27 protein-coding genes are annotated in these 25,721 nt (G+C 68.0%); 14 read left to right on the top strand and 13 right to left on the bottom strand.

Features of this window, described 5'->3' with window-relative positions; translation table 11 throughout:
• Window positions 1-5 precede the first annotated feature (5 nt).
• The 3 genes from VHC04_RS22255 to VHC04_RS22245 are packed head-to-tail and all read left to right on the top strand — an operon-like array spanning window position 6 to window position 2,833.
• Window positions 6-887: an ABC transporter permease subunit gene (locus VHC04_RS22255; RefSeq protein ID WP_325684937.1), complete on the top strand. Its 882-nt coding sequence runs from the start codon at window positions 6-8 to the stop codon at window positions 885-887.
• A complete protein-coding gene (gene ugpE / locus VHC04_RS22250; RefSeq protein ID WP_325684936.1) occupies window positions 884-1,714 on the top strand; it encodes a sn-glycerol-3-phosphate ABC transporter permease UgpE in 831 nt (276 codons plus the stop codon). Before VHC04_RS22255 ends, ugpE begins: the two co-directional genes overlap by 4 nt.
• On the top strand, window positions 1,715-2,833 hold the full coding sequence (locus tag VHC04_RS22245; protein WP_325684935.1) for an ABC transporter ATP-binding protein: 1,119 nt from the start codon (window positions 1,715-1,717) through the stop codon (window positions 2,831-2,833).
• A gap of 21 nt (window positions 2,834-2,854) precedes the next feature.
• Here VHC04_RS22245 and VHC04_RS22240 read toward each other — a convergent pair whose 3' ends face one another.
• A complete protein-coding gene (locus VHC04_RS22240) occupies window positions 2,855-4,198 on the bottom strand; it encodes an ABC transporter substrate-binding protein (RefSeq protein ID WP_325684934.1) in 1,344 nt (447 codons plus the stop codon).
• 470 nt (window positions 4,199-4,668) lie between these two features.
• Here VHC04_RS22240 and VHC04_RS22235 point away from each other — a divergent pair, with 470 nt between their 5' ends.
• From VHC04_RS22235 to VHC04_RS22215, 5 genes are all read left to right on the top strand, one after another.
• Window positions 4,669-4,983: an AtpZ/AtpI family protein gene (locus tag VHC04_RS22235; RefSeq protein WP_325684933.1), complete on the top strand. Its 315-nt coding sequence runs from the start codon at window positions 4,669-4,671 to the stop codon at window positions 4,981-4,983.
• Between the two features lie 19 nt (window positions 4,984-5,002).
• A complete protein-coding gene (locus tag VHC04_RS22230) occupies window positions 5,003-5,761 on the top strand; it encodes a F0F1 ATP synthase subunit A (RefSeq protein WP_325684932.1) in 759 nt (252 codons plus the stop codon).
• Window positions 5,762-5,839: 78 nt separating this feature from the next.
• Window positions 5,840-6,064 carry an ATP synthase subunit C family protein gene (locus VHC04_RS22225; RefSeq protein ID WP_325684931.1) on the top strand — a complete coding sequence of 75 codons (225 nt, stop codon included), beginning with the start codon at window positions 5,840-5,842 and terminating at the stop codon, window positions 6,062-6,064.
• Window positions 6,065-6,153: 89 nt separating this feature from the next.
• Complete coding sequence (locus tag VHC04_RS22220) at window positions 6,154-6,735, top strand: hypothetical protein (RefSeq protein ID WP_325684930.1); 582 nt, start codon at window positions 6,154-6,156, stop codon at window positions 6,733-6,735.
• A 12-nt stretch (window positions 6,736-6,747) separates the two neighbouring features.
• On the top strand, window positions 6,748-7,260 hold the full coding sequence (locus tag VHC04_RS22215; RefSeq protein ID WP_325684929.1) for a F0F1 ATP synthase subunit B: 513 nt from the start codon (window positions 6,748-6,750) through the stop codon (window positions 7,258-7,260).
• Window positions 7,261-7,509: 249 nt separating this feature from the next.
• Here the strand turns inward: VHC04_RS22215 and VHC04_RS22210 are convergent, their stop codons facing one another.
• A complete protein-coding gene (locus VHC04_RS22210) occupies window positions 7,510-9,276 on the bottom strand; it encodes an ABC transporter ATP-binding protein (protein ID WP_325684928.1) in 1,767 nt (588 codons plus the stop codon).
• Window positions 9,277-9,422: 146 nt separating this feature from the next.
• Between VHC04_RS22210 and trxA the strand changes: the two genes are divergently transcribed.
• Window positions 9,423-9,755: a thioredoxin gene (gene trxA, locus VHC04_RS22205; protein ID WP_325684927.1), complete on the top strand. Its 333-nt coding sequence runs from the start codon at window positions 9,423-9,425 to the stop codon at window positions 9,753-9,755.
• Between the two features lie 152 nt (window positions 9,756-9,907).
• Window positions 9,908-10,852 (top strand): aldolase/citrate lyase family protein, encoded by a 945-nt coding sequence (locus VHC04_RS22200; protein WP_325684926.1) that lies wholly within the window; start codon window positions 9,908-9,910, stop codon window positions 10,850-10,852.
• Window positions 10,853-10,958: 106 nt separating this feature from the next.
• Here the strand turns inward: VHC04_RS22200 and ppk2 are convergent, their stop codons facing one another.
• Both ppk2 and VHC04_RS22190 read right to left on the bottom strand, forming a co-directional pair.
• Window positions 10,959-12,053 carry a polyphosphate kinase 2 gene (gene ppk2 / locus VHC04_RS22195; protein WP_325684925.1) on the bottom strand — a complete coding sequence of 365 codons (1,095 nt, stop codon included), beginning with the start codon at window positions 12,051-12,053 and terminating at the stop codon, window positions 10,959-10,961.
• Between the two features lie 162 nt (window positions 12,054-12,215).
• The gene (locus VHC04_RS22190) at window positions 12,216-12,599 is read right to left on the bottom strand and encodes a hypothetical protein (protein WP_325684924.1); all 384 of its coding nucleotides are present in this window, start codon (window positions 12,597-12,599) and stop codon (window positions 12,216-12,218) included.
• Window positions 12,600-12,761: 162 nt separating this feature from the next.
• Between VHC04_RS22190 and VHC04_RS22185 the strand changes: the two genes are divergently transcribed.
• Complete coding sequence (locus tag VHC04_RS22185; protein WP_325684923.1) at window positions 12,762-14,159, top strand: MmgE/PrpD family protein; 1,398 nt, start codon at window positions 12,762-12,764, stop codon at window positions 14,157-14,159.
• A gap of 47 nt (window positions 14,160-14,206) precedes the next feature.
• On the opposite strand, the gene VHC04_RS22180 is transcribed toward VHC04_RS22185, so the two are convergent.
• The gene (locus VHC04_RS22180; protein WP_325684922.1) at window positions 14,207-15,178 is read right to left on the bottom strand and encodes an SDR family oxidoreductase; all 972 of its coding nucleotides are present in this window, start codon (window positions 15,176-15,178) and stop codon (window positions 14,207-14,209) included.
• Window positions 15,179-15,315: 137 nt separating this feature from the next.
• Between VHC04_RS22180 and VHC04_RS22175 the strand changes: the two genes are divergently transcribed.
• The gene (locus VHC04_RS22175; RefSeq protein WP_325684921.1) at window positions 15,316-16,254 is read left to right on the top strand and encodes a 3-hydroxyacyl-CoA dehydrogenase NAD-binding domain-containing protein; all 939 of its coding nucleotides are present in this window, start codon (window positions 15,316-15,318) and stop codon (window positions 16,252-16,254) included.
• 41 nt (window positions 16,255-16,295) lie between these two features.
• Here VHC04_RS22175 and VHC04_RS22170 read toward each other — a convergent pair whose 3' ends face one another.
• Genes VHC04_RS22170 through VHC04_RS22160 form a run of 3 tightly spaced genes read right to left on the bottom strand, consistent with a single transcriptional unit; the run spans window position 16,296 to window position 18,493 of the window.
• Window positions 16,296-16,520, bottom strand: coding sequence for a hypothetical protein (locus tag VHC04_RS22170; protein WP_325684920.1), 225 nt, complete (start codon window positions 16,518-16,520; stop codon window positions 16,296-16,298).
• A gap of 45 nt (window positions 16,521-16,565) precedes the next feature.
• Entirely contained in the window at window positions 16,566-17,006 is a 441-nt protein-coding gene (locus VHC04_RS22165) for a DNA polymerase III subunit chi (protein ID WP_325684919.1), read from the bottom strand.
• A complete protein-coding gene (locus tag VHC04_RS22160; protein ID WP_325684977.1) occupies window positions 17,006-18,493 on the bottom strand; it encodes a leucyl aminopeptidase in 1,488 nt (495 codons plus the stop codon). Before VHC04_RS22160 ends, VHC04_RS22165 begins: the two co-directional genes overlap by 1 nt.
• 95 nt (window positions 18,494-18,588) lie before the next feature.
• Between VHC04_RS22160 and VHC04_RS22155 the strand changes: the two genes are divergently transcribed.
• Both VHC04_RS22155 and tkt read left to right on the top strand, forming a co-directional pair.
• Window positions 18,589-19,557: an L-threonylcarbamoyladenylate synthase gene (locus tag VHC04_RS22155; RefSeq protein ID WP_325684918.1), complete on the top strand. Its 969-nt coding sequence runs from the start codon at window positions 18,589-18,591 to the stop codon at window positions 19,555-19,557.
• A gap of 133 nt (window positions 19,558-19,690) precedes the next feature.
• Window positions 19,691-21,751, top strand: coding sequence for a transketolase (tkt, locus tag VHC04_RS22150; RefSeq protein WP_408903852.1), 2,061 nt, complete (start codon window positions 19,691-19,693; stop codon window positions 21,749-21,751).
• Window positions 21,752-21,800: 49 nt separating this feature from the next.
• Here the strand turns inward: tkt and VHC04_RS22145 are convergent, their stop codons facing one another.
• The 5 genes from VHC04_RS22145 to VHC04_RS22125 all read right to left on the bottom strand — a co-directional run bounded on the left by VHC04_RS22145 (window position 21,801) and on the right by VHC04_RS22125 (window position 25,714).
• The gene (locus VHC04_RS22145; protein WP_325684917.1) at window positions 21,801-22,469 is read right to left on the bottom strand and encodes a TetR/AcrR family transcriptional regulator; all 669 of its coding nucleotides are present in this window, start codon (window positions 22,467-22,469) and stop codon (window positions 21,801-21,803) included.
• 203 nt (window positions 22,470-22,672) lie between these two features.
• Window positions 22,673-22,942, bottom strand: a complete 270-nt coding sequence (locus VHC04_RS22140; RefSeq protein WP_325684916.1) for an HU family DNA-binding protein — start codon at window positions 22,940-22,942, stop codon at window positions 22,673-22,675.
• A 387-nt stretch (window positions 22,943-23,329) separates the two neighbouring features.
• Window positions 23,330-24,445 (bottom strand): mandelate racemase/muconate lactonizing enzyme family protein, encoded by a 1,116-nt coding sequence (locus VHC04_RS22135; protein ID WP_325684915.1) that lies wholly within the window; start codon window positions 24,443-24,445, stop codon window positions 23,330-23,332.
• 132 nt (window positions 24,446-24,577) lie between these two features.
• The gene (locus VHC04_RS22130; RefSeq protein WP_325684914.1) at window positions 24,578-25,258 is read right to left on the bottom strand and encodes an OmpW/AlkL family protein; all 681 of its coding nucleotides are present in this window, start codon (window positions 25,256-25,258) and stop codon (window positions 24,578-24,580) included.
• Window positions 25,259-25,336: 78 nt separating this feature from the next.
• The gene (locus VHC04_RS22125; protein ID WP_325684913.1) at window positions 25,337-25,714 is read right to left on the bottom strand and encodes a hypothetical protein; all 378 of its coding nucleotides are present in this window, start codon (window positions 25,712-25,714) and stop codon (window positions 25,337-25,339) included.
• Between the last annotated feature and the right edge of the window lie 7 nt (window positions 25,715-25,721).

Below are 25,721 nucleotides of genomic sequence, written 5' to 3'. Positions count from 1 at the left end.
GGATCGTGGATCGCCGCACCGTCTTCGATGGACGCCTGCTGCCATGGCTGCTGCTGCTGCCGCAGCTTCTGCTGACGCTGCTGTTCTTCTACTGGCCGGCCGCCGAGGCGGTCCGCGCGTCGCTGTTCACCGAGGACGCGTTCGGCCAGGGATCGGTCTTCGTCGGCCTGGACAATTTCGCGGCGCTGTTCGCCGACCCGCTGTATCTCGCCTCGGTGCTCAGGACGGTGGTGTTCTGTTTCGCGGTCAGCGTCCTGGCGATGGCGGTCGCGCTGCTGCTGGCGGTGTTCGCCGACCGCGCGATCGCCGGGCGGCTGGTCTACCGCACCCTGCTGATCTGGCCCTATGCCATCGCCCCGGCGATGTCGGCCGTGCTGTTCCTGTTCGTGCTGAACCCGCGCATCGGCCTGTTCGGCCGCTGGCTGAACCGGCACGGGTTCGACTGGGACTACACGCTGAACGGCAGCCAGGCGATGGGGATGGTGATCGCCGCCGCGGCATGGAAACAGGTCAGCTACAACGTCATCTTCTTCCTCGCCGGCCTGCAGTCGATCCCGCGTTCCGTCATCGAGGCCGCCAGGATGGACGGCGCACGTGGCTGGCGCCGCTTCCGCACGATCACCTTTCCGCTGCTTGCGCCCACCACCTTCTTCCTGCTGGTGGTCAATATCGTCTATGCCGCCTTCGATACGTTCGGGCTGATCTACGCGCTGACCCAGGGCGGGCCCGGGAAGGACACCGAGACCCTGGTCATCAAGGTCTACCGCGACGGCGTGATCAACCAGGATATCGGCTCCTCCTCCGCGCAGTCGGTCGTGCTGATGCTGGGCGTCATCGTCGTCACCGCGCTGCAGTTCCGCTTCATGGGCAGGAGGACGGCGGCGTGAGGGCGCGACCCGATTATCTGGCGCATGCCGTGCTGTGTCTTGGCGTCGCGCTGTTCGCCTTGCCGGTGTGGCTGGTGTTCGCCGGATCGACGCAGGATTCCAATGCCATCATGCGCGGCGAGCTGTCGCTGGTGCCCGACCTGTCCAACCTGGGCGTCTACGCGCGGGTGCTGGCGCACGGCTCGATGGGCACCCAGCCGGTCTGGCACATGCTGATGATCTCGCTGGGCATGGCGCTGGGTGTCGCCTGCGGCAAGATCGCGATCTCGGTCCTGTCGGCCTATGCCGTGGTCTTCTTCCGCTTCCCGTGCCGCCATGCCGCGTTCTGGCTGATCTTCATCACCCTGATGCTGCCGGTGGAGGTCCGGATCATGCCGACCTATGCGGTGATGGCGGATTTCCGCCTGATCAACACCTTCACCGGGCTGTGGCTGCCGCTGATCGCCTCGGCCACCGCGACATTGCTGTTCCGGCAGGTCTTCACCGCCATCCCCGACGAGCTGGTGGAGGCCGCGCGGATGGACGGCGCCGGCCCGCTGCGCTTCCTGCGCGACATCGCGCTGCCGGTGTCGGCGGCCAACATCGCCGCGCTGTTCGTCATCCTGTTCGTTCTGGGGTGGAACCAGTACCTGTGGCCGCTGCTGGTGGCGACCAATCCGGATCTCGATACGATCGTCATCGGCATCGTCAAGATGATCGGGGTGGAGACCGAGACCGACTGGGCCGCCGTGATGGCCACCGCCGTGCTGGCGCTGCTGCCGCCGGTCGTCGTGGTGGTGGCGATGCAGCATTGGTTCGTCGCCGGACTGACCGAGGGCGAGAAGTAGATGGCCACGCTGCAGATCCAGGGTCTGCGCAAGAGTTTCGGCGCCACCGAGGTGCTGCGGCGCATCGATCTGTCGTTGGCGGATGGAGAGATGCTGGTGATCGTCGGTGCGTCCGGCTGCGGCAAGTCGACCTTGCTGCGCCTGGTGGCCGGGCTGGAAACGCCGACCGGGGGACGCGTGCTGATCGGCGGGCGCGACGTCACCGCGCTGGACCCGGCCGCTCGCGACATTGCGATGGTGTTCCAGAACTATGCGCTGTATCCGCACATGTCTGTCTTCGACAACATGGCCTACGGGCTGCGGATTCGAGGCCTGGCCCGCGCCGATATCGCACGGCGGGTGGAGGCGGCGGCGGCGCTGCTGGGCCTCGAGGGCCTGCTGGGACGCAAGCCACGGCAGCTCTCCGGCGGCCAGCGGCAGCGCGTGGCGATGGGCCGAGCGATCGTGCGGGAACCGAAGCTGTTCCTGTTCGACGAGCCGCTGTCCAACCTGGACGCCAAGCTGCGGGTGCAGATGCGCGCCGAAATCCGCCGCCTGCAGCGCCGGCTGGGCGTCACGTCCCTGTACGTGACGCACGACCAGGTGGAGGCAATGACGCTGGGTGACCGCCTGCTGATCCTGCACGAAGGCCGTCCCGCGCAGCTTGCCACGCCGCTGGACGTGTTCGAGCGGCCGGCCGACACCTACGTGGCCGGCTTCGTCGGTTCCCCGACGATGAACTTCCTGCCCGGCCGTCTGGCGCGGGATGGCGATGCCGTCGCGCTGGATGCCGGTCCGCTGGTGGCACTGCCGCACCCCTGCGCGGGCGACCGCGTCATCCTGGGAATCCGGCCGGAGCATCTGACCCTGGGCGGCACCGACCTGACCTTGACCGTCGATCTGTTCGAGCCGCTGGGCTCCGAGACGCTGATCCATGGCCGCGTCGCCGGGACGCCGGTGGTGGTGAAGGCGGCGGGCGTGGTCGCGCCGGCCGAGACGGTGATGGTGGGGGTGCAGCCGGCGCACTGCCACCTCTTCGATGCGGCAAGCGGACGCCGCGTGGAAAGCACCGGCGATATGGAAAGCACTGGCAATGGCACCGGCAATGGCACCGGCAATGGCACCGGCATCGGGGCGTGAGCCCGATGCCGGGCCGATCGCTTAGCGGACGAAACCCTCCAGCTCGTTCTTCGCCCAGGCCAGCGCCTGCTTGATCGACTGGCCGCTGTACAGCTTGGCCAGCAGGGTGGGATGGATCGCCCGGTTGAACATCTGCACCGCGATGTCGCGCGGCGCCGGATAGGCGGTGATGTTCTGCCTGGCATCGTGCCAGGGCCGGATCGGATAGTTGTAGACGGTGCCCTTCGGCGGCTCGACCTCTTCCCAGATCTTGAAGTCCGACATGCTGGTGAAGGGCGGGATGTCATAGCCGGAGGAGGCGATGCACCGCGCCTCCACCTGTTCACGGAGCTGCAGGTGGCAGGCCAGCTCCTTCGCGGCCGTCTTGTTGGTGCCGAACGACCAGACACCGTAATACGAGTAGTTGTACGGGTTGTAGCGCCCCTTCGGACCGGTCGGGCTGGGGAAATGCCAGGTATCCTCGGCGACCTTCGGCGCATCGCGCTTGGCGACGGCCCAGGCGGAGGGCGGGTTCAGGATCAGCGCGCTCTTGCCCGAGATCAGCGCCCGGTTGTTCGACGCGTCGTCGTAGCTGACGGTGTCCGCCGGGAGGAATTTCACCAGTTTCTGGCAATATTCCATCATCGCCATGACTTCCGGCGTGTCCAGGGTGATATCGCCCTTGGCATTCACCAGCTCCGCGCCGAACGCCGAATAGATGATGCCGGTGTTGTTGACGGAGTCGGTCGTCTGGCCGAGGCCCAGCCCGAATGGATAGCCGGCCTTGGCGCAGCCCTCGGCCGCCTTCAGGAAGGTGTCGTACGTCCAGTCCGCCGAGGTCTTCGGTTCGGCCGGATGGGCCGGGAACATCGCCTTGATGTCGACGCCGCCATGCTCCTTCAGGATACTGAGGCGGCCGGCGCAAGGCAGCGTCAGCGTGCCGGTGCTGCTGGGCACCGCCCACCAGTGCCCCTGCGACTTCGCCAGATACTCGCTGATCGTGCCATAATCGCCATATCGGCCGGACAGGTCCTTGACGACATCGTCCACCGGCTCCAGCCGGCTGGCGAAGTTGCCGACGTCCCAGTTGTACATCTGGATGAAGTCGTGGCCGCTGCCGGCCTGCTGTTCGGCCGCCGCCGTGATCAGGATCTTGTTGCCGTTGGAGGTGATGAAGTCGACGGTGACATCCACCTTCTCCTTCGCCGCCCAGGCGTCCACCTGCTTCTGCATCACGTCATTGGCGCCGGGCACCCAGTGGTCCCACAGGCCGATGGACAGTTTCCCGGCGGCCCCGGCGGTACGGATGTGCACGAGCGGCAGTGCCGCGGCCGCGGCCGCGAGCTTCAAGGCACCGCGACGGGTCGCGGTGGGCGAGGTTTTCATGGTACAAGGTCTCCCTGCATGAGGCCGGTTGATCCGGTCCCGTCTGTTCCGGCTGCGGCCGGCATCCCAGGGAGCGATCGCCAGAAGCAGGGCGGTCGGCACCCGCAAGCGCCTGTCGCATCCAGCCCCGGCACTATCGGACCCGGCGCGCGCCGAGGCGAGGGGAATTTTTCGTTTGTCAGCAACGGTTGTCGGATTTATTCAAATAGGCCTTGACCTGTGCCAAGCATCTGGTCCTGGCCCGTGCCGAACCATGGTTCGGCTGCCCGGTCCGGCAGCATCAGGGCACTCATCACCCGGCGCCCCCGGTCGCCTGGTGCCGCGAATGCCGCCACCCCAGGGCCGCCCCCGTTGCGTCCTGGCAACGCATTTTCTCGCTCGTTGCGCAAATTCGCCCGGACGTTCTTGACACCCGTGCCCCCCGTCGGTAGCTAGCCCCCGCTTTCGGGCACATGCGGCCAGGAGCGAACATGACTGAGACATCGGGCGACCCTGATCCCTCGTTTGAGGATCGTTTGCGGGCCGCCCGGCGCAAGCAGGGCCTCGATGCCCCGCCCAGCCACCTCCTGCAGGATCAGGGGGCGCTGAGCGGGTCACCGCTGGCCATTGGCCTGCGCGTGGGGGTGGAGCTGGTATCGGCGCTGGTCGTGGCGGTTGCCATCGGCTACGGGCTGGATCGCCTGTTTGGCACGACCCCCATCCTGATCGGCGTGTTCGTTCTGATCGGCGGCGCGGCCGGAGTGTTGAATGTTTGGCGCCTCTTCGCGCCGAAGCGAACGGATTAAGGGGTCGGGAGCAGGCAGCGTGGCGGCGGAAGGTAGCGGCGGCATCGACGCGCTGGGTCAGTTCCAGCTTCATACGGCCCTTGGCCCGATCGGCCACTCGGTCAATTTCACCCAGTCGAACCTGATGATGGTGGTGGCGGGCCTGCTGACCCTGCTGCTGCTGTGGGTCGGCATGCGCCCGCGGGCCATGGTGCCCGGCCGCCTGCAGGCCGCGGCCGAGATGGGCTATGAGTTCATCATGTCGATGTGTGTCGAAACCATCGGCCCGGAGGGCAAGCGCTACTTCCCGTTCGTCTTCACGCTGTTCTTCTTCATCCTGTTCGGGAACCTGATGGGGGTCTTCCCCCTGCTGTTCACCTTCACCAGCCACATCATGGTGACGCTGGCGCTGTCGGTGCTGGTGTTCGTCCTGGTAACGGTCGTCGGCCTGAAGGAGCACGGGCTGCACTGGTTCAGCTACTTCAAGCCGGACGGCATTCCCGCGCTGCTGGCCCCGCTGATGGTGTTCATCGAGGTCATTTCCTATCTGTCGCGCATCATCTCCCTGTCCGTGCGTCTGTTCGCCAACATGATGGCCGGCCACGTGATGCTGGAAGTGTTCGGCGCCTTCATCGTGATGCTGGGCGGCCTGGGCTTCCTGGGCTACTTCCCCGCGGCCCTGTCCTTCGCCGTCAATACGCTGCTGATCGGCTTCGAGCTGCTGGTGGCCGTGCTGCAGGCGTACGTCTTCGCGGTGCTGACCTGCATCTACCTGCACGATGCGGTGCATCTGCACTGAGCGAAACAGTCTTCAACTCTTGAGCTGCCGGACGGGAGGTCCCGTCCGCACGACCGGATAAACGAAAGGAACCGGACTATGGACGTTGCTTCCGCGAAGATGCTGGGTGCCGGCATTTCCATGATCGCTCTGGCCGGCGTCGGCATCGGCATGGGAACGATCTTCGGCTCGCTGATCTCCAGCGTCGCTCGCAATCCCGCCGCCCGCGACCGCGTGTTCGGCCTGGCCATTCTGGGCTTCGCGCTGACGGAAGCGGTGGCGCTGTACGCCCTGGTCATCGCCTTCATCATCCTGTTCGTCTGACCGGGTCGGCGCCCATGCTTCGCCATGGCCATCGTGGTGTGCGAAGGATGGGCACCGCCGGGCTTGCCCACTATGCGCAGGGGGGTACTATGAGGCTCTGGCGCCGGGTCATCCCGCTGTCGCTCATCTGCCTGCCGCTGATGTCGGCGGGCGCGTTCGCGGCCGGCATGCCGCAGCTCGACTTCACCACGCCGCTGACCGTCAGCCAGGTGGTGTGGGGCGCGATCATCTTCATCGTGCTCTATATCCTCCTCAGCCGCACCGGCCTGCCGAAGGTCGCCTCGGTGCTGGAGGAGCGGGCCGGCCATATCAGCCGCGACCTGGAAAGCGCCCGCGCCGCCAAGACCAAGGCGGATGCCGGCATCGCCGAAGCCGCCACGGCCACCGCCACGGCTCGGGCCGACGCCCAGGCCGCGATCTCAACCGCGTTGGATGAGGCGAAGGCCGCGGCCCAAACCCAGTCCGAGACGCTGAATGAGCGGCTGGAGGCTCGGCTGAAGGAGGCCGAGGCGCAGATCGCCGCCGCCCAGGCCTCGGCGATGCAGGCGCTGCGAGAGGTCGCCGCCGAAACCGCCGCCAATGTCGTGACGCGGCTGACCGGGGTCGCACCGGATCCGAACCGGGTGGGCAGCGCGGTGAACGCGGCGCTGTCCGCGCGCGGCATCAGCTAACGGGGACGCGCGATGGAACATCACGAAAGCCTCTTCGCCGAACCGGTTACCTGGGTCGTCGGCGCGTTCGTCGTCTTCTTCATCCTGTTCGGGCGCATCCTGTGGCGGGCGCTGGCCGGCATGCTGGACAACCGCGCGGCGCTGGTGAGAGCGGAACTGGAGGAAGCGGCGAAGCTGCGGACGGAAGCCGAGGCGATGCTGCGCGACGCCGAAAAGCAGCGCGTGGACGCCCTGGCCGAGGCCAAGGCCCTGATCGACGGGGCCAAGGCGGAAGCCGCCCGGGTTGCCGCCGCCACCACCGCCGAAGCCGAGGCATCGGCCCGGCGGCGGGAGCAGATGGCGATGGACCGCATCGCCGCCGCCCAGAAGGCGGCGGTGGACGAGGTCCGCCTGGCCGCCGCGGACGTCGCGACCGAAGCGGCCCGCCAGGTGATCGCGGAAGGCCTCTCGGCCGAGGGCGACGCCAGCCTGATCGACCAGGCCATCATGCAACTGCCCAGCGCCCTGGCCCGCAAGGCCGCCTGATCCCAAGTGCGCTCCAGCCGGAGCGCGCCTGAATCGCATGCGACCCGCATCGCATGCGAATCGGCCGGCGCCCGCGAGGTGCCGGCCGTTTTCGTTTCCGAACCAAGGAAACCAGGCACCAGATCCCCGGCATGGACCATTTCGATGGCTGACGCCGATGAGTGACGCCGATGAGCGGGACTGGCGCCGAATAGAGCCCGATCGCCCGGATCGCCGGTCTGAACGCGTGGCGATACGGGTGGCGGCCGGTCAGGCCGCCAGCAGGCTCTGACTCCGCACCAGCCGGGCATACAGGCCATTCTGCCCCATCAGGTCGCGGTGGGTGCCGGCTTCCTCCGCTCTGCCGTCGGCCAGGGCCACCACGAGGTCGGCGTCCCGCACGGTCGACAGGCGGTGGGCGATGACGATCGTCGTCCGGCCCTGGCGCAGGTGGGTCAGCGCCTCCTGCACCGCCGCCTCGCTTTGCGTGTCCAGGGCGCTGGTCGCCTCGTCCAGCAGCAGGATTCGCGGGTTGCGCAGCAGCGCCCGCGCCAGGGCGATGCGCTGGCGCTGCCCGCCTGACAGGCGCTGGCCGCCGGTGCCGACGCGGGTTTCGTAGCGCAGCGGCAGCGTGGCGATGAAGTCGGCGGCCGCCGCGGCCTCGGCCGCAGCCTCGATCTCGGCCTGGCTCGCCGCCGGGTTTCCCATGGCGATGTTGGCCGCCACGGTATCGTCGAACAGCAGCGCGTCCTGCCCGACATAGGCGATCGCCGCGCGCAGGCTGGACAGCGTGACATGCCGCACATCCACGCCATCGATCAGCACGGCGCCGGACAGGGCGTCGATCAGCCGCGGGATCAGCGCCAGCGCGGTCGACTTGCCGCCGCCGGACGGGCCCACCAGCGCCACCGTGCTGCCCGGCCGCGCCTCGAAGCTCAGGCCGGACAGGCCGGTCCGGCCGTCGGGGTAGACGAAGCGGACGTGATCGAACACCACGTGCCCGCGCCCGGGCGGCAGCGGCACCGCGTCCGGCGCATCGACGATCGTCGGCTGTTCGTCGATCACCGTGAACACCCGCACCATGCCGGCCAGCCCTTCCTGCAGGGCGGCATTCAGCGACCCCAGCGCGCGCAGCGGGCGCGACGCGATCAGCAGCGCGGCGACGAAGCCGGTGAAATCGCCCAGCGCGTGCGGGTTGCCGGAGGCGCGCCATCCCTCGAACCCGATGATCCCGGCCACCGCCGCCCCGCCCAGGACCTCCAGCACCGGCTCGACGCGGGAGCGGTTCTTGGTGATGCGCAGCAGCGCCTTGTACAAGGCGCCGAAGGCGGCGTCGGCGCGCCTCATTTCCTGCGCTTCCAGCCCGTAGGCGCGCACCGTGCGGGCCTGGGCGAAGCTTTCGTTCAGCAGCGTGGCGGTCTCGCCCACCCGTTCCTGCATGCCGCCCGACGCCTTGCGGATGCGGCGCCCGATTCGCTCGATCGGCAGGATCGCCAGCGGGTACATGGCGGCGGCGATCAGCGACAGCACCCAGTTCATGTAGATCATGCTGGCGACCAGCCCGATCACCGTGATCACGTCGGCGGCGCCGTTCACCGTCTTCGTCAATGATTCGCGGATCGTCGCCGCGTCGGTGGTGAAATGGGAGGCGAGCTGCGCCGGCGGCTCGCGTTCCAGCCGCGCCAGGTCGGCCCTGGTCAGGTGGGAGAACATGCGGCTTTGCAATTCGCGGATCACCAGCAGAACGACCTGCTGCACCTGGACGTTCTGGAAATACTGGGCCGCCGCCTTCACGCCGGTGACCACGACGACGATCACCGGGAGCTGGTACAGAATCCGCGTGTCGTGATTGGTGAACATGGTGAACGCATGATTGATCACCAGCGGGTAGACCGCCGTGGTGGCCGACATGATCAAGGTCAGCACGGCCACCAGCACCATGCGGCCCTTGTGGTTCAGCAGATGCTCCCGCCACAGGCGGCGCAGCAGGGCCACGGTGCGGTCATTGCCGCGGGCGGCCGATAGAAGCGAGGTCATGGCCGCGTCGTCTATCAGGACCGGCGCCGCGCGGCTATGCCCTCGGCCGACAGCCGGTTGCCCGCCCGCCGCGCGCTTGACCGGCCTTGCCGGCTACCCACTTAATCGCGGACGACGTCCTTCGTGGCACCCCATTCGAGGCACACATGAGCGAAAACACCATTGCCGTCACCGACAAGAGCTTTGCCACCGACGTGGTGGAAGCCAGCAAGAAGGGCCCCGTCCTGGTGGATTTCTGGGCGGAATGGTGCGGCCCGTGCCGCATGATCGGCCCGGCGCTCGAGGAACTGGCGGGTGAATTCGCCGGCAAGCTGACCGTCGCCAAGGTCGATATCGACCATAATCCGATGGTGCCGACACAATTCGCGGTGCGCGGGATTCCCACGCTGATCATGTTCAAGGACGGCAAGCCGGCGTCCACCCAGGTCGGCGCGCTGCCCAAGAGCAAGCTGAAGGAATGGATCTCCGGCCAGGTCTGAGGTTCGCCGGCGCCCGGCGGCGATCGGGCGGACAGCGGACCCGTCCCGCCGCTGGCCGGTGTGCGGCCGGCCCGCGGCGCGCCCGCGGTTGACGCGCTCGTGGTTGACGTGCCCGGCGGGCGACGCAGACTGTCCGCCAAAGGGAGGACAGGATGGCGACCAGGATCAACCGGGCGATCGAGCTGCTGCGGCAGGACCAGGCGATCTACTATGACGGTCCGCATAGCGGCCACGTGCTGACCTTCGCCCAGGGCCAGCAGGATGCGGGCACGTGGGCGGACTATATCAATGTCGGCATGGAGCATGGCGCCTTCGACATGACCGGCCTGGCCGAGTACATGCGCGGCTTGGCCGCGGGCGGCCCCACCCGGTCCGGCCACCGCACACCGGCGGTGATCGTCGAGGCGCCGGTCAACGGCACCGACGACGCCAATGTCCGCTTCAATGCCTGGCAGTTCCGCCAGATCCTGGGCCGCGGCGTGCACGGCATCCTGTTGTGCCAGGCCGAGACCGCCGACGCGGTCCGCGCCTTCGTGGAGGCGTGCCGCTATCCGCATCATCTCGCTGGCGTTGATCCCGCTCTTCCGTCACCCGAGGCGCGGCTGGGCGGCGCCGTCCGCGGGCGCGCGGCGGACGCGATGCTGGGGATCGGCACCCGTGGCCGCGGGTCCGAAAGCACCGCGGCGCCGGTCTGGGGCGTGTCGGCTGAAGACTACATGAACCGCTGCGATCCCTGGCCGCTGAACCCGGACGGGGAGCTGCTGCTGGGCGTGAAGCTGGAGAGCCCGGAGGGGATCGCCCAGGCCGATGCCATCTGCGCCGTGCCGGGCCTGGGCTTCGCCGAGATGGGACCGGGCGACCTGAGCCTGTCGCTGGGCTCCGTCACCTTGCTGCGCGACCCCTACCCGCCGGTGATGCAGGCGGCCCGCGACAAGGTTCTCGCCGCCTGCCGGCGCAACGGCATCGCCTTCCTGGAGGGCTGCACGGAGGCGAACATCCGCTCCCGGCTGGACGAAGGGGTGCGGGTGATCGCGGGCCATTCCGAGGCGATGGCGCGGATTGGCCGCGCGCATCAAGGGCGGAGCATGCCGGTATAGGCTGGGCCGATACAAGCCGGGCCGATAGAGGTTGGGCCGATAGGGGCCGGGCGGATGGAGGCTGGCGCCGCCGGTTGCCGCGGCGGCCCGGTCCTCCGGCGCCGGATCAGCGCCTGTCACCCCGCTTCAGCGCGGGGTGCACCGTCTTGTTGATAATGTGCATGTCGGCGCCGATCACATTCGCGGTGCTGCCGACGATCAGCGGGTCGGGGCCGGTGACGATGCCGTGGTCCTTTTCCGGATAGGGCAGCAGCGACAGCAGGTGCTGCAGCGCATTCAGCCTTGCGCGCTTCTTGTCGTCGGACTTCACGATCGTCCAGGGTGCGTCGGCGGTGTCCGTGTGGAAGAACATCGCCTCCTTCGCTTCGGTATACGCGTCCCACTTGTCCAGCGACGCGCGGTCGATCGGCGAGAGCTTCCATTGCTTCAGCGGATCGGTCTCGCGCTGCTCGAACCGCCGCCGCTGCTCCTCCCGGCTGACCGAGAACCAGAATTTTATCAGTGTCGTTCCGGTCCGTACCAGCATCCGCTCCAGCTCAGGGCACTGGCGCATGAACTCCAGATATTCGTTCGGCGAGCAGAATCCCATCACCCGCTCGACGCCGGCCCGGTTGTACCAGGACCGGTCGAACAACACGATTTCCCCGGCCGATGGCAGATGCGCCACGTAACGCTGGAAATACCATTGCGACCGTTCGCGTTCGCTGGGCTTCTGCAGCGCGACAACCCGCGCGGTGCGCGGGTTCATATGCTCCATGAAACGCTTGATCGTGCCACCCTTGCCGGCGGCGTCGCGCCCCTCGAACAGGATCACGAGGCGTTGCCCGGTCTCCTCGATCCAGCGCTGCGCCTTCAGCAGCTCGCGCTGCAGTTCCAGCATATGCGCTTCGTACGGGCCCACCCGCATCCGGCTGCGATAGGGATACTTCCCGCTTTCGAACAGCTGGCGGATCGCCACCGGATCGCCACGCATCTCGGCGAGCATATGGGACCTGCCCGGCTCACGCTGGAGCGGCGGGGCGAGCGGCGTCGCGGGCAGCGATGTCTCTGATAACGACGTCCCGGGCAGCGACGTCCCGGCCTCGGGCGGCACGAACGGGCTGTGCGCCGCCGCGGCACCGCCGTCCGGACCCCGCATCGCGCCATTGGGCGCTGCATCGGCCGGCGGGGACGGCGAAGCCGCGGACGCGGCAGACGGCATGTCGTTGGCAGCTTCCAACCGTCGCGGCACCTGTCGCGGCATCTGGGGATCCCTCTCTATGCGGCCGGCAGTCTGGCACGGGCGGCACGCGGCCGGTTGAGCGAGATCAAGGCAAGCCCGAAAAATGTCAAACCCGTGACAGGATCGGTCGCGGAACGCCGGTCAGGCGGCGACCGCGCTGCGCATGGGCACGACCATCTGCGCGGCGGTGCCCTGCAACGGCACGCAGGTCCAGCTTGCTGGCCGCTGTGGCATGGAGGTGGGGCCGCTGAACGTCTGGATCACGCCCGACGTCGTCACCGGCACGCGCTGGCCGGCCGCCACGTTGACGGAGGGAAGGAAGAAGCCGAACCGAGCGCCGGTCGGTTCGGCCAGCGTCACCGAGATGATGGTGCCGAGGTCGGTCAGGTCGATCACGATATCGGGGGGGAAATAGGTGTGCGTGACGCCGTTTTCGGTCAGCCGCAGCGCCGGCACCGAGGGGCTGCCGCCGATCATGTATTCCACATCGATGCCATGCCCACTCAACCTGTAATGGTTGGCCATCGCAGTCCCCCTCCGTCCGTTGGTCGAGAGTGTACGCCGCATGCCCTGCACGGGCTCTGAAATGCTTCAGAGCCTGGACATCCTGGCAATGCGATGGTGAAAGCTTGGCCAATTGGGCCGATTGCGTCAGATTGGTGGCAACTCGTCCTGGAGGAACCGGTCATGGGCGTCACCGCCACGCTTTCGGAATTCTGTGCCACCATCAGCCTGGACCGGTTGCCGCCGGAGGTGGTGAACCGCGCCCGCTTCCTGGTGCTGGACCTCGTCGGCAACATCGTCCGCGCCCGTCATGACGCCGAGAGCACGGCCTCCTTCCTGGCGGCGACCCGCGCCATGGGCATGGCGGCCGGCAATGCCGGCGTGTTCGGCGATACGGCACGCTATACGCCGGCCGGGGCCGCCTTCCTGAACGGCGCCCTGGCGCACTCGCTGGATTTCGACGACACGCATGCCGCCGGTTCGCTGCACCCCGGCGCGCCGGTGATCCCGGCGGCCCTGGCGGCGGGCGAGATGGTCGGTGCCTCCGGTGCCGACGTGCTGGCCGGCATCATCGCCGGCTATGAGGTGACGTGCCGCGTCGCCCTGGCGCTGCCGGCCGGGGAACATTACGACCGCGGCTTCCATCCGACCGCCACCTGTGGCGCCTTCGGTGCGGCCGCCGCCGCCGCCCGGGTCTTCGGCCTGGATGCCGACGGTGTCGCCAGCGCGCTGGGCACGGTGCTGTCGCAGGCGGCCGGCAGCCTGCAATTCCTGGCGAACGGCGCCTGGACCAAGCGGTTCCAGGTCGGCTGGGCGGCGCTGAACGGGCTGATGGCCGCGACGCTGGTGCGGGAGGGGTTCAAGGGCGCCTCCGAGGCGCTGGAGGGCAAGCATGGCTTCATGCGCGCCTATGCGCCCAATCCGACCCCGGAACGGGCGGTCCAGGAACTGGGTTCGGTGTGGGAGCTGATGAACACCGCGGTGAAGCCCTACCCGTCCTGCCGCTATGGCCATGCCGGCATCGACGCGGCGTTGGCGTTGCGCGCGGCCAATGACCTGAAGCCGCAGGAGATCGAGCATGTCCGCCTGGGCCTGCCGAAATCCGGCATGCTGCTGGTCGGGGCGCCGGCCGACAAGAAGGCCAACCCGCAGAACGTCGTGGATGGCCAGTTCAGCGGGCCGTTCGTGATCTCCTCGGCGCTGGCGACCGGCGCAATGGGCTGGGACAGCTATGCCGGGCTGCAGGACCCGACGATCCGGGCGCTGCTGCCGAAGGTGACCTGCGAGTTCGACCCCGAGATCGAGGCGGAGTTCCCCGCCAACATGTCCGGCAAGCTGACCATCACCGCGCGGGGCCGGACCTTCGAGCAGAAGGTGGTGGTGCCGAAGGGCGAGCCGTCCAACTTCCTGTCGGAAGCGGAACTGCGCGCGAAATTCGCCGGCCTGACCGATGCGATCCTGGGCGCCGACCGGGCGGCCGCGCTGGCCAGCGCCGTGCTGTCGATCGACACCACGGCGGACATTTCCGCGCTGATGCGCCTCGCCGCGCCGGTGATGGCGGCGCGGATGGCGGGGGAGTAGCGCCGGCCAGGCGGTGACGGAGCCAGCTTCCGTCACCACGACCGGCATTACGCCCCCAGCCGCCAGCCGATCGCCGCCGCCATGTCCTGGAAGAAATCCAGATCATAGGCCCGCTCCGGCGTCGCGCGGACCCGCCGGTCGATCTCCTCGGCATCCGCGCCGACCAGAATCCGCCAGCGGTCCGCCTTCACCCCGTCCAGGATCACCGCCGCCGCCTCGGCCGCGCTCATCGGCGCCTGGGCCAGGAAATTCCGAGCCCGTTCCAGCATTTTCGCCTTGATGTCCGCATCCGACAGGGCCGACACATCCGCCCCGGTGGAGGCGATGCGGGCCCGCGCCTGCGCGATCTCGACGTCGGAGATGTCGTCGGACTCCGTCCCCGCCTGGATCTTGCGCGAGTTGGCCACGATCCCGGTGCCGATATGGCCCGGCATCACGACCGAGCAACGGATATGCGGCGCGTTGATCCGCAGGTCGGTGATCAGCGCCTCGGAGAATCCCTTCACCGCGAACTTCGCCGCCGCGTAGGCGGTGTGCGGTATGGTCGGCCCGATCGAAGCCCAGGTGCCGTTGATGCTGCTGGTATTGACGATATGCCCCGCATCCGCCTTCTGCAGCATCGGCAGGAAGGTGCGGCAACCCAGATAGACGCCACCCCAGCAGATGTTGAAGGTCCGCTCCCACTCCGCCCGGCTGTTGGCGATCATGCTGCCGCCGCCGCCGATGCCGGCATTGTTGAACAGCAGATGGATATGATCGGTGTCCTGCTGGACCGCGATCTCATCGCGGAAGCGCAGCATCTGCGCCTCCTCCGACACGTCGGCGACATGCGCGGTGATCCGCGTGCCCTGCGGAATGCGGGCCTGTTCGCACAGATGCCTGGTCTCCTGCATCGGCGCCATCGATACGTCGCACATCGCAACGTTGCACCCCTCGGCGGCGAGCTGGCGCACCAGCTCGCGCCCCATACCCGAACCGCCGCCGGTGACGACCGCGATGCGGCCGGCGAAGTCCTTCATGCCGTTTTCCTCCTGACGATCCCGCCGCAGGATAGCCCGATCCGCACCGGTTGCGCAGCGGCCACCGTTGCGCTCGGACTGGCCCGGCGTCTCGCATCATTGTAGCAGTCGGGCACGAATCATCCGGAGGAACCGCCATGACCCTTCCCACCGCAGTCAAGCGAGTCGCCGTCCTGGGGGCGGGGACCATCGGCGCAAGCTGGGTGGCATGGTTCCTGGCCAAGGGACTGCAGGTGGACATATGGGACCCGAAGCCCGAGGCCGAGGCCTATGTCCGCCGCTCCATCACCGACGCCTGGCCGGCCATGTCCGCTCTCGGCATGGCTGCCGATGCCTCACCGGACGCGTGGCGCTTCCATCCGTCGCCCGAGGACGCCGTCGCCGCCGCCGATTTCGTGCAGGAAAACGCGCCGGAACGCCTGCCGGTCAAGCGCGCGCTGTACGGCCGGATCGACATGGCGCTGCGGCCGGACGCCATCCTGGGCTCCTCCACCTCCGGCCTGATCATGAGCGAGATGCAGGCCGGCTTCCGCTCCGCCCCACGCCTCGCCGTGGGGCATCCGTTCAACCCGCCGCACCTCATCCCGCTGGTGGAGGTCGTCGGCGGCCGGGAGACCGCGCCCGAAACGATCGCGTGGTGCCTGGAGTTCTACCGGCATATCGGCAAGAAGCCGATCCATATCCGCAAGGAAGCCCGCGGCCACCTGGCCAACCGGCTGCAGGCGGCGCTGTGGCGGGAGGCGGTCAGCGCCGTGGTCACCGGGCTGGCGAGCGTCGAGGATGTCGACACCGCGATCAGCGCCGGGCCCGGCCTGCGCTGGGCGGCGATGGGCCCGCACATGACCTTCCACCTGGGCGGCGGCGAAGGTGGCATCGAGCACCTGCTGGCCCAGTTCAAGCCGGCCTTCGAAAGCTGGTGGGAGACCATGAGCACGCCGGAGCTGAACGAGGAAAACTGCCGCAAGATCATCGACGGCGTGCGCGCCGAGGCCGCCGGCCGGTCGATGGCGGAGCTGGTAAGGGAGCGGGATGCGATTCTGCTGCCGTTGCTGGCGCTGGTCAGCGGGAAACCCTGACCGGATGGCGGCGGATCGGCGTGCGGCGATCCGCGGCGGCCTCAGCGCCGCAGCCCCACGCCCCATTTCTGCTGCAGATAGGTCGCCTCCGCATTGCCGGCGACGGTGCTGTTGTTGCCGATGACCTGGGTCCGCCCGGTCCAGCCGGCGCGGTCCGCGCCCGCCGCGGTGTCGGCGGGCGGATTCCAGGTCGAGCATCCGGCCGCCAGCAATGCCGTCGCGATCAGCGCGGCAAGCCGGCCCATGTGACTCATCGGTTGACTCATCGGTTGACTCATCGGTTGTAACGCATCGGTCGTCCTTCCACCCGCTCAGGCCTTCTGCTGCCAGCCTGCCTCTGTCTGTTGCCAATACGTTACGGCATGGCCGGCGTCGCGGGCCGCCTTCCAGCGTTGCCGGGCGGCCTGGACGGCGTCCTCCCGGGTGCCGTCGAACAGGTCGAAGGCGCGGTCGAACGCGCCGATCCGGTCGGTGGAGGCACCGTGTGTCAGGAACAGGAAGCGGGCGCCGTTCGCCGCCACCGGCTCCGTCGACAGCCAGATCGGCTGCAGGTCGGCGTCACCGTCGGCCTCGGTGCCGTGTGGCAGCCAAACGGGTTGCCGCCATAGCGCCTCATCCAGCGCGGTCCGCGTCGCTGCATCCGGCGTCAGCACCAGTGCCCGCTGGCCGGCAGCCAGGGTGCGCTGCAGCAGGCGCGGCAAGGCCTGCTCCAGCGTCGATCGGGTCAGGTGGTAGAAGCCGATCCCGGTCATCAGCCCTCGTAATGATTGGCCACCAGCCGGTCCAGCAGACGCACGCCGAAGGCCGTCGCGCCCTTCGGCGTCACCGCGCCGTCCTTCGAACTCCAGGCCGTGCCGGCGATGTCCAGGTGCGCCCAGGGCCGGTTGTTGGTGACGAAGCGCTGCAGGAACTGCGCGGCGGTGATCGACCCGGCGGGCCGGCCGCCGACATTCTTCATGTCGGCGATATCGGAGCGGAGCTGCTTGTCGTATGCCTCATCCAGCGGCATGCGCCAGACGCGTTCGCCGGTCTCCTGCCCCGCATCGTGCAACTGCTTCGACAGCGCGTCATTGTTGCTGAACATGCCGCCGTATTCGTGCCCGAGACCGATGATGATCGCGCCGGTCAGGGTCGCGAGGTCGACCATGAACTTCGGGTCGAATTTCTGCTGCGCGTACCACATGACGTCGCACAGCACGAGGCGGCCTTCGGCATCGGTGTTGATCACCTCGATCGTCTGGCCGGAATAGCTGGTGACCACGTCACCGGGGCGCTGCGCCGTGCCGGACGGCATGTTCTCCACCAGGCCGATCAGGCCGACGGCGTCCACCTTCGCCTTGCGGCCGGCCAGCGTGGCCATCAGCCCGGCGACCGTGCCGGCGCCGGCCATGTCCCACTTCATGTCCTCCATGCCGGCGGCGGGCTTGATGCTGATGCCGCCGGTATCGAAGGTCACGCCCTTGCCGATGAAGGCGATCGGCTTGTCCCTTGTCCCGCGCTTGCCGTTGCCGGACGCGCCATGCCACTGCATCACCACCAAGCGCGGTTCGTTGGCGCTGCCCTGCGACACCCCCATCAGCGCGCCGAAGCCCAGCTTGCCCATCTCCTTGGGTCCCAGGATCTCGATCTTCAGGCCGAGTTCCGCCAGCTTGCGGCAGCGATCGGCCATTTCGGCCGGGTTCAGGACATTGGGCGGCTCACTGACGAAATCGCGCGTCAGGAATACGCCGTTCGCGGTAGCGGCCAGCGGCTCCCATGCCGCCTTCGCCTTTGGCGGTTCGGCTGTCAGCACCGTCAGCTTCGCCAGCCTCGGCTTGTCCTCGGCCTTTTCCTTGGTGCGGTAGCGGTCGAAGCGATAGGCGCGCAGCACGGCGCCCAGCGCGACCTCGGCGGCCTGCGCGCCGGTCAGCGAGTCGGCGGCGATGGCCACCGCGGCGTCCCGCGTCAGCGCGGCGGTGATCGCGCCGCCGGCTTCCTCCAGGATCTTGCGGGTGACGTCCCCGGCCTTGCCGATGCCGATCGCCAGCACGCGGCTCAGCTCGGCGCCGGGCGCCAGGATCGCGCAGGTCTTGCCCTTGGCACCCTTGAATTCGGCGACCTTCAGCGCCCTGCCGATCGCGCCGCCGGTTGCCTCATCGGCCTGGGCCCACAGGCCGGACGGTGCCGCGCCCTCGGCGATCAACAGCACCAGCGCGCCGGATTTCGGCAAGGCCGGCTTGGCGAAGGCGATATCGAGCATGATGACGTCTGTTCCCTGATCGGTCGAATCCACGCACAACTTATCCGCCCGCCGCCGGCTTTGCCATGGCCGCGCGGAACGACTATGCAGCCCCGATGACGGAGCTTCTGTCCCCCACCCGGGATGGCATCCTGCGGGCGGCGGCCTTGCTGACGGCGGGCGAACTGGTCGCGTTCGGCACCGAAACGGTGTACGGGTTGGGCGGCGACGCGACGAATCCGCAGGCAGTGGCAGCGATTTTCGCCGCCAAGGAGCGGCCGCGCTTCAATCCGCTGATCTGCCACTATCCGTCCGCCGAGGCGGCCTTCGCCCATGTCGAGGCGGATGCGCGTGCCCGCCTGGCGGCGGCGCGCTTCTGGCCGGGACCGCTGACCCTGGTGCTGCGGCGGGCGCCGCATTGCCCGGTCGCGCTGCTGACCGGTGCCGGCCTGGATACGCTGGCGGTGCGCGTGCCGGCCAATCCGGTGGCGACGGCATTGCTGCGGGCGGTGGGGCGGCCGATCGCCGGGCCCTCGGCCAACCGTTCCGGCCGGGTCAGCCCGACCACGGCGGCGCATGTGCTGGACGGGCTGGACGGAAGGATCGCGGCCGTCCTGGACAGCGGACCTTGCCCGGTCGGCGTCGAATCCACCGTGCTGGACCTGTCCGGCGCGGACCCGGTGATGCTGCGGCCCGGCGGCGTGACGCTGGAGGACTTGCAAGCCTGCCTGGGTTCGGTGCGATCCGCGCCGCCCCCCGCCGCCGCGGGGGCGGGCGAGGCACTGCGTTCGCCGGGCATGCTGTCGTCGCATTACGCGCCGGCCTGCCCGGTGCGGCTGAATGCCGCGTCGGCCGCGGCGGATGAGGGGCTTCTGGCCTTCGGGACGCCGCTGCCCGGCGCGGCGGCGACGTTCCAGCTGAGCGTGGCGGGCGACACCGCGGAGGCGGCGGCCCGCCTGTTCGACGGGCTGCGCAGCCTGGACCGGGTCGCGGGCCTGCGCGGGATCGCGGTGATGCCGATCCCGGACGCGGGCCTGGGGCGGGCGATCAACGACCGGCTGCGCCGCGCGGCCGCGCCGCGATGACCAGGGCGGACGAATCCCGCGCCCCGCCTCCCATGCCCCGCCGGAGCGCCGGTCAACGTGATACGGGACGGTTGGACGCGGCTGCCCGAGCGCGCTATTCCACGGTCCTTCCGCATTCGTGAGAGCAGGTGTCATGTCATCAGGTTCCGCCCCTGAAACCGTAACGACGACCTCGCCGAAGCCGGTCCCGGCGCCACGCGACAAGGTTCTGCGCGACATGGCGGACTGCATCCGCTTCCTGTCGATGGATGCCGTGCAGGCGGCCAATAGCGGCCATCCCGGCATGCCGATGGGCATGGCCGACATCGCCACGGTCCTGTTCAAGGATTTCATGCGGTTCGACCCGGCCGATCCACACTGGCCGGACCGCGACCGGTTCATCATTTCCAACGGCCATGGCTCGATGCTGCTGTACAGCATCCTGTACCTGACCGGCTATCCGGACATGACGATCGACCAGATCAAGCATTTCCGCCAGATCGACAGCAAGACCGCCGGGCATCCGGAATACGGCCATGCCTCCGGCATCGAGACCACCACCGGGCCCTTGGGGCAGGGTATCGCCAACTCGGTCGGCATGGCGCTGGCGGAGCGGATTCTGAACGCCAGCTTCGGCGATGCGCTGGTCGATCACTATACGTATGTCTTCCTGGGCGATGGCTGCCTGATGGAGGGGATCAGCCAGGAGGCGATCTCGCTCGCCGGCCATCTGCGCCTGGGCAAGCTGATCGCCTTCTTCGACAACAATTCCATTTCGATCGACGGCGCGACCTCGCTGTCCGTGTCGGATAATGAAACGGAGCGGTTCCGCGCCTCCGGCTGGCATGTGCAGGAGATCGACGGCCACGACACGGATGCGATCCGCGCGGCGATCGTCGAGGCGCAGAAGGTGACGGACAGGCCGTCGATGATCTCCTGCCGCACGATCATCGGTTTCGGCTTCCCGACGCGAGCCGGCACGCAGAAGGCGCATAGCGACGCGCCCGGGCCGGAGGAGATCGCCGGCGCGCGCAAGCTGCTGGGCTGGGACGCGCCGCCCTTCGTTATCCCGGATGACCTGATGCGGCGCTGGCGGGAGATCGGGGCCAGGGGCAAGCCGACGCGGGAGGCCTGGGTGGCCAGGCTGGCACAGGCCCCGGCGGCGCTGCGGGCGGAATTCACCCGCCGCCAGAAGGGCGAGTTGCCGTCCGGCTGGGAAGCCGCGGTGCTGGCCGCGAAGAAGCAGTTCGTCGACAGCGGCAAGCCCATCGCGTCCCGCGCCGCCAGCGGCGGCACGCTGGATCATCTGTTCGCGGCGATCCCTGAGCTGCTGGGCGGCTCCGCCGATCTGACGCCGTCGAACAATACCAAGGCCAAGGGGCAGGTCGAGGTGAAGCCGGGCGTCTATGGCGGGTCCTACGTGCATTACGGCGTGCGGGAGCATGGCATGGCGGCGGCGATGAATGGCATCGCCCTGCATGGCGGCCTGATCCCGTATGGCGGCACGTTCATGTGCTTCTCCGACTATTGCCGGCCGTCGATCCGCCTGTCGGCGCTGATGGGAATCCGCACGATCTTCGTCATGACGCATGATTCGATCGGACTGGGCGAGGACGGTCCGACCCACCAGCCGGTGGAACACCTGGCGGCGGTGCAGGCGATCCCCGGCCTGGACGTCTATCGGCCGGGCGACGCCGTGGAGACGGCGGAATGCTGGGAGCTGATCCTGCGCCAGCACCACCGGCCGGCGTTCCTGGCGCTGTCGCGCCAGCCATTGCCCATGCTGCGTGCCGATGCCACCGCCGAGAACCGGTCGGCCCGCGGCGCCTACGTGCTGCATGAGGCGGAAGGCGGCCCGCGCAAGGTGACGCTGATCGGCACCGGATCGGAAGTGCAGCTTGCGGTCCAGGCGCGGGACGTCCTGCAGAAGGAAGGGATTCCGACCGCCGTGGTCTCGATGCCCAGCCGCACCTTGTTCGAGGAGCAGGACGCCGCCTACAAGCAATCCGTCCTCGGGCCTGAGACCGGCGCCCGCGTCGCCGTCGAAGCCGGCGTGGAGATCGCCTGGGGCCGTTACCTGGGCTTCAACGGCGCCTTCGTCGGCATGCATTCCTTCGGCGCATCGGGCAAGATCGGCGACGTCTACGCGAAGTTCGACATCACCGCCGACGCGGTGGTGAAGGCGGCGAAGGGCGTGCTGGCGAAGATCGGATAGACCGCGGTCGCGCCGCGGCGTCGGTCATGCGTGGCCGACGCCGCGCGGATCAGCCCGCCGGGGGCTTCGCCCGGAGCAACGCCGCGGGGTCGGCTCCGACCATATCCGCGGGGTTGGCCCCGACCATCTCCGCGGGGTTGGCCCCGACCATCTGCAGCGACAAGGCGGCCATCTTCTCACAGAGTTCCGGGACACCAAGGCGCCCATCCTCCCGATGCCAGGTGTAGGCCCAGCTGACCATGCCGCCGATCGCCAGGGCGGCCAGGTGGATATCGGGAATGGTGAACTCGCCCGAGGCGACACCTTCCTCCAGCAGCCCGCTCAATACCTTGTCGAACTTCTTGCGCAGCACGGTGATTTCCGCCAGGCCGTCCTTCGACAGGCTCTTCTCCTCACGGAAATAGACCGCGATGTTGGCCTGGCGCTGCATGATGACGCCGGTGAAGGCGACGATCCCGTAATAAAGCCGCTGCGTCGCGGATCCCGGGCTCCTCGCGGCCGCATCGATCGCTTGCAACGACATCTCGATGGTGGGGCGGCAGACCGCCTCCAGCAGTTCCACCTTGCTGCGAAAATGCGTGTAGATAAAAGGCTTGGTGACACCCAGCTCGGTGGCGATGTCGTCGAGCGTGGTGCCGCTGAAGCCGCGCTCATAAAACAGCTTCACGGCCTCTTCGAGAATACGCTCACGTTTGTACGCCAGGATTTCGTTACGCATGGACGTCATATAAGCCCCTGGGAGAATATTTTTAGTCCCCCGCGGCCAGGCTTGCAAAGACCCGGGGGATTAAAACCTTCTCTCAGGGATTGTTGGCCGCGATGTCCGCCCCATGATGTCGCCAACGGTAATGTCGCCAACGGCGTTGCTGCCGACGGGGGTTGCGGCGAACGGAGGGTGCCGCGGACGGACGACGCGGAGACTCAGACGGACTTCTTCAGGACCGGGGACGCCTTGAAGCGGACGGTTTTGCCGGCCTTGACCTTGATCGCGGCGCCGGTCCGCGGATTCAAGCCCTTGCGGGCCTTGGTCTTGCGGACGGTGAACGTGCCGAAGCCGGGCAGGGTGAACTTGCCTGCCTTCTTCAGCTCCTTGACGATTGCGTCGATCAGGTCACCCGTCGCGCGATTCGCCGCAGCCCCGGTCAGCTCGGCGGACTCCTGGATCACCTTGGCGATGAACGCTTTCGACATAAGGGCCCCTCAATCTGGTCCGAATCTCGATTCGATTCGGAATTTTGACGATGCTCGTTTGTGCTATCAGTTTTGGGCGGCCGTCAACCAAAATGCAGGCACGTTGCAACGAAAATCGTGCCTCCGCCTAGTTGATGGGCAGAAGTTGAAGGCTGGCTCTGCACTGCTACCGCGCGTTGCCAGGGACGGCGGCCAGCGCTGCATCTTTCACCAAGGCCGCGTTTCACCAAGGCCGCGTTTCACCAAGGTCGTGTTTCACCAATGTCGCGTTTCACCAAGGTCGCGTTTCACCAGAGTCGCGGTCCTCGCCAGCGTCGCGCCCTTCGTCCCTGCCGCGTCTTCCGATCGTCGCCCGGTATCCGAAACCTGATATCCGTGCGGTCCGGCCTACAGCCGGTGGCGCGCCGGCTCCCTGACCTGGTATTTGCGCAGGACCGCCATGTCGGGATCCCGCCCGAGGCCGGGGCCGTCCGGCACGGCGACGCTGCCGTCCTTGGCGTCCAGCAGGCCGCCATAAGGATCGTCCCGCAGGTCGATGAACAGCCGCTCGAACGGCGCCTCGGGCGCCAGCGCGGCGACAAGATGCAGCGATGCCAGGTAGCCGGCGCCGAAATAGGCATTGTGCGGCACCAGCCGGACGGCGTGCGCCCTGGCCAGGGCGGCGATTTCGATCATCGCCGACGGGCCGCCGATTTTCGTGACGCTGGGTTGGGCGATGTCCTGTGCCTCGGCGTCGAACGCCGCCTTGAAATCCTGCAGCCCGGCGGCATTTTCCCCGGCGGCGATCGGGATGCCGCCCTCCAGCCTGACCCGAGCCAGGCCGGCGAAGTCGCCTGGCGGCCATACCGGCTCCTCCAGCCAGGTCAGGTTCGCGTCCTGCACCTCCCGCGCCATCGCGATCGCCTTCCAGACGGTCCAGGGGCAGTTCACGTCCGCCATCAGCCGCGGCTCGTCCCCCAGGGCCCGACGCGCGGCCAGGATGTCCGGCGTGGTGATCTCATGCAGCTTGACATCGCGATAGCCGCGCGACAGCGCCCGTTCACACGCGGCGGCGACGGCGGAGGCCTCGCCATACCGCAACAGCGAGGCATAGGCGCGCAGCGATCCGGCCGGGGTGCCGCCCAGCAGACGCCAGAGCGGCTGGCCGGCGGCCTTGCCGGCGATGTCCCACAATGCGATGTCCAGGCTGGACAGGGCGAAGACATGCGGACCGTTACGGCCGTAAATATGGAAAGCCTGTGCCAGGCGCTGGCGCAATCCGGCAATGTCGCGGGCGTCCTGGCCCAGGATGGCCGGCGCCAGCTGGGTATCCAACACCGCCATCGTCGCGGCGGAGCAGGCATGGCCGAACGCCTCGCCCCAGCCTTCCACGCCCTGATCGGTCAGGACGCGCAGCCAGACACCGTTCATCACCTGCCAGTTCAACCCGCCCATCACCTTGGGCTTGCCGCCCATATCGAAGGGGATCTGGGTCCAGTACGTCTCGACGCCAGTGATCTTCATGATGCTTCGCTCCCGAGGATGGGACGAGTGTGCACCAAATGGAGCCGCGCGTCGAAACCGGCCGGCGCGGCGGCCGGGACCGTTGCGGGGCCGGATGGACGGACCATCCGGCCTTGCCAGGTCACGATCGGGTCAGAAGCGGTAGCCGATGCCGGCGCCGATCACCAGCGGGTTCAGCCATGTGCTGGCCTTGATCGTCGTGCCCAGCGCGTCGACACTGGCATTGGTGTGCACGAAGATCTGCTTCACGTCGAAATTGGCGAACCAGTGGCCGGAAAAGTTATAGTCGAAACCGGCCTGGATTGCCGCACCCACGCCGTTCGACAGGCTCCAGTGCGTGACCGGCGGATTGGCCGGGTTGGTCGCATAGAAGAAGCTGACGTTCAGGCCGACGCCAACATAGGGGCTGAACCGTTCCTTCGGAAAGAAGTGATACTGTACCGTCACGGTCGGCGGCAGAACCCAGGTGCTGCCGACATCGACATTGCCCAGGACCGAGTTGTGCACACTGACGTCATGGCGGGTGCTGGCGGCGATCAGTTCGAACGCGATGTGATCGGTCAGGAAGTAGGAGAAGTCGACCTCAGGGGCTGCCTGGGCCGTGGCGCTGACGGTGCCGCCGATCGCCTGCACGGAACTGGAGGAATTCAACGGAATCACGCCGATCGCGCGCAGCCGCATCATGAACGTCCCGGCTTCCTTGCCGACCGGCGCCTGGTTCAGATCCCAGGGTGGGGAAATGCCTTGGGCATGCGCCCCGGAGGTGAGCGCCAGCGCACCAAGAATGGTGCCGGCGAACAGCATTTTCTTCATTGTCACTCCTTGCGGCGCCGTCTGCCCGGTGCCGGCATCGTCGATGGTTCTGCCTCTCAGCGAACGAGAGGCAACCAATCATCGAAATGCCAGGCCGCGTTTGATACGGATCAAGGAGGGATCGGGCCGGCGGATTTGTTGCGCTATTGCCACATCCGGTGCCGGCACCGGCGCGGTGCAGTCGCGCGGCCGGGCCCGCTTGCCGAACCGTTTCACCCGGTCCGCCGCGCCGGTCCAAGAGAGCGCGATCGCCTGAAGCCGGCGGTTGGAAGGCGTGAATCGCGCTCTCGAATCAAAGATGTGATAGAGCGCGATCGCCTGAAGCCGGCGGTTGGAGGGCGTGAATCGCGCTCTCGAATCAAAGAGGTTAAGCGCGATCGCCTGAAGCCGGCGGTTGGAAGGCGTGAATCGTGCCTCTTGAACCACAGAATTGACAAAGCGTGGCAGGGTCAACATGACCCTG

This window comes from Rhodopila sp., from assembly GCF_035548095.1.
In the GTDB taxonomy this organism is placed as follows: Bacteria; Pseudomonadota; Alphaproteobacteria; order Acetobacterales; family Acetobacteraceae; genus Rhodopila.
The sequence above is the reverse complement of the archived record's forward strand: the minus strand, read 5'-3'. Positions and strand labels throughout refer to the sequence as shown.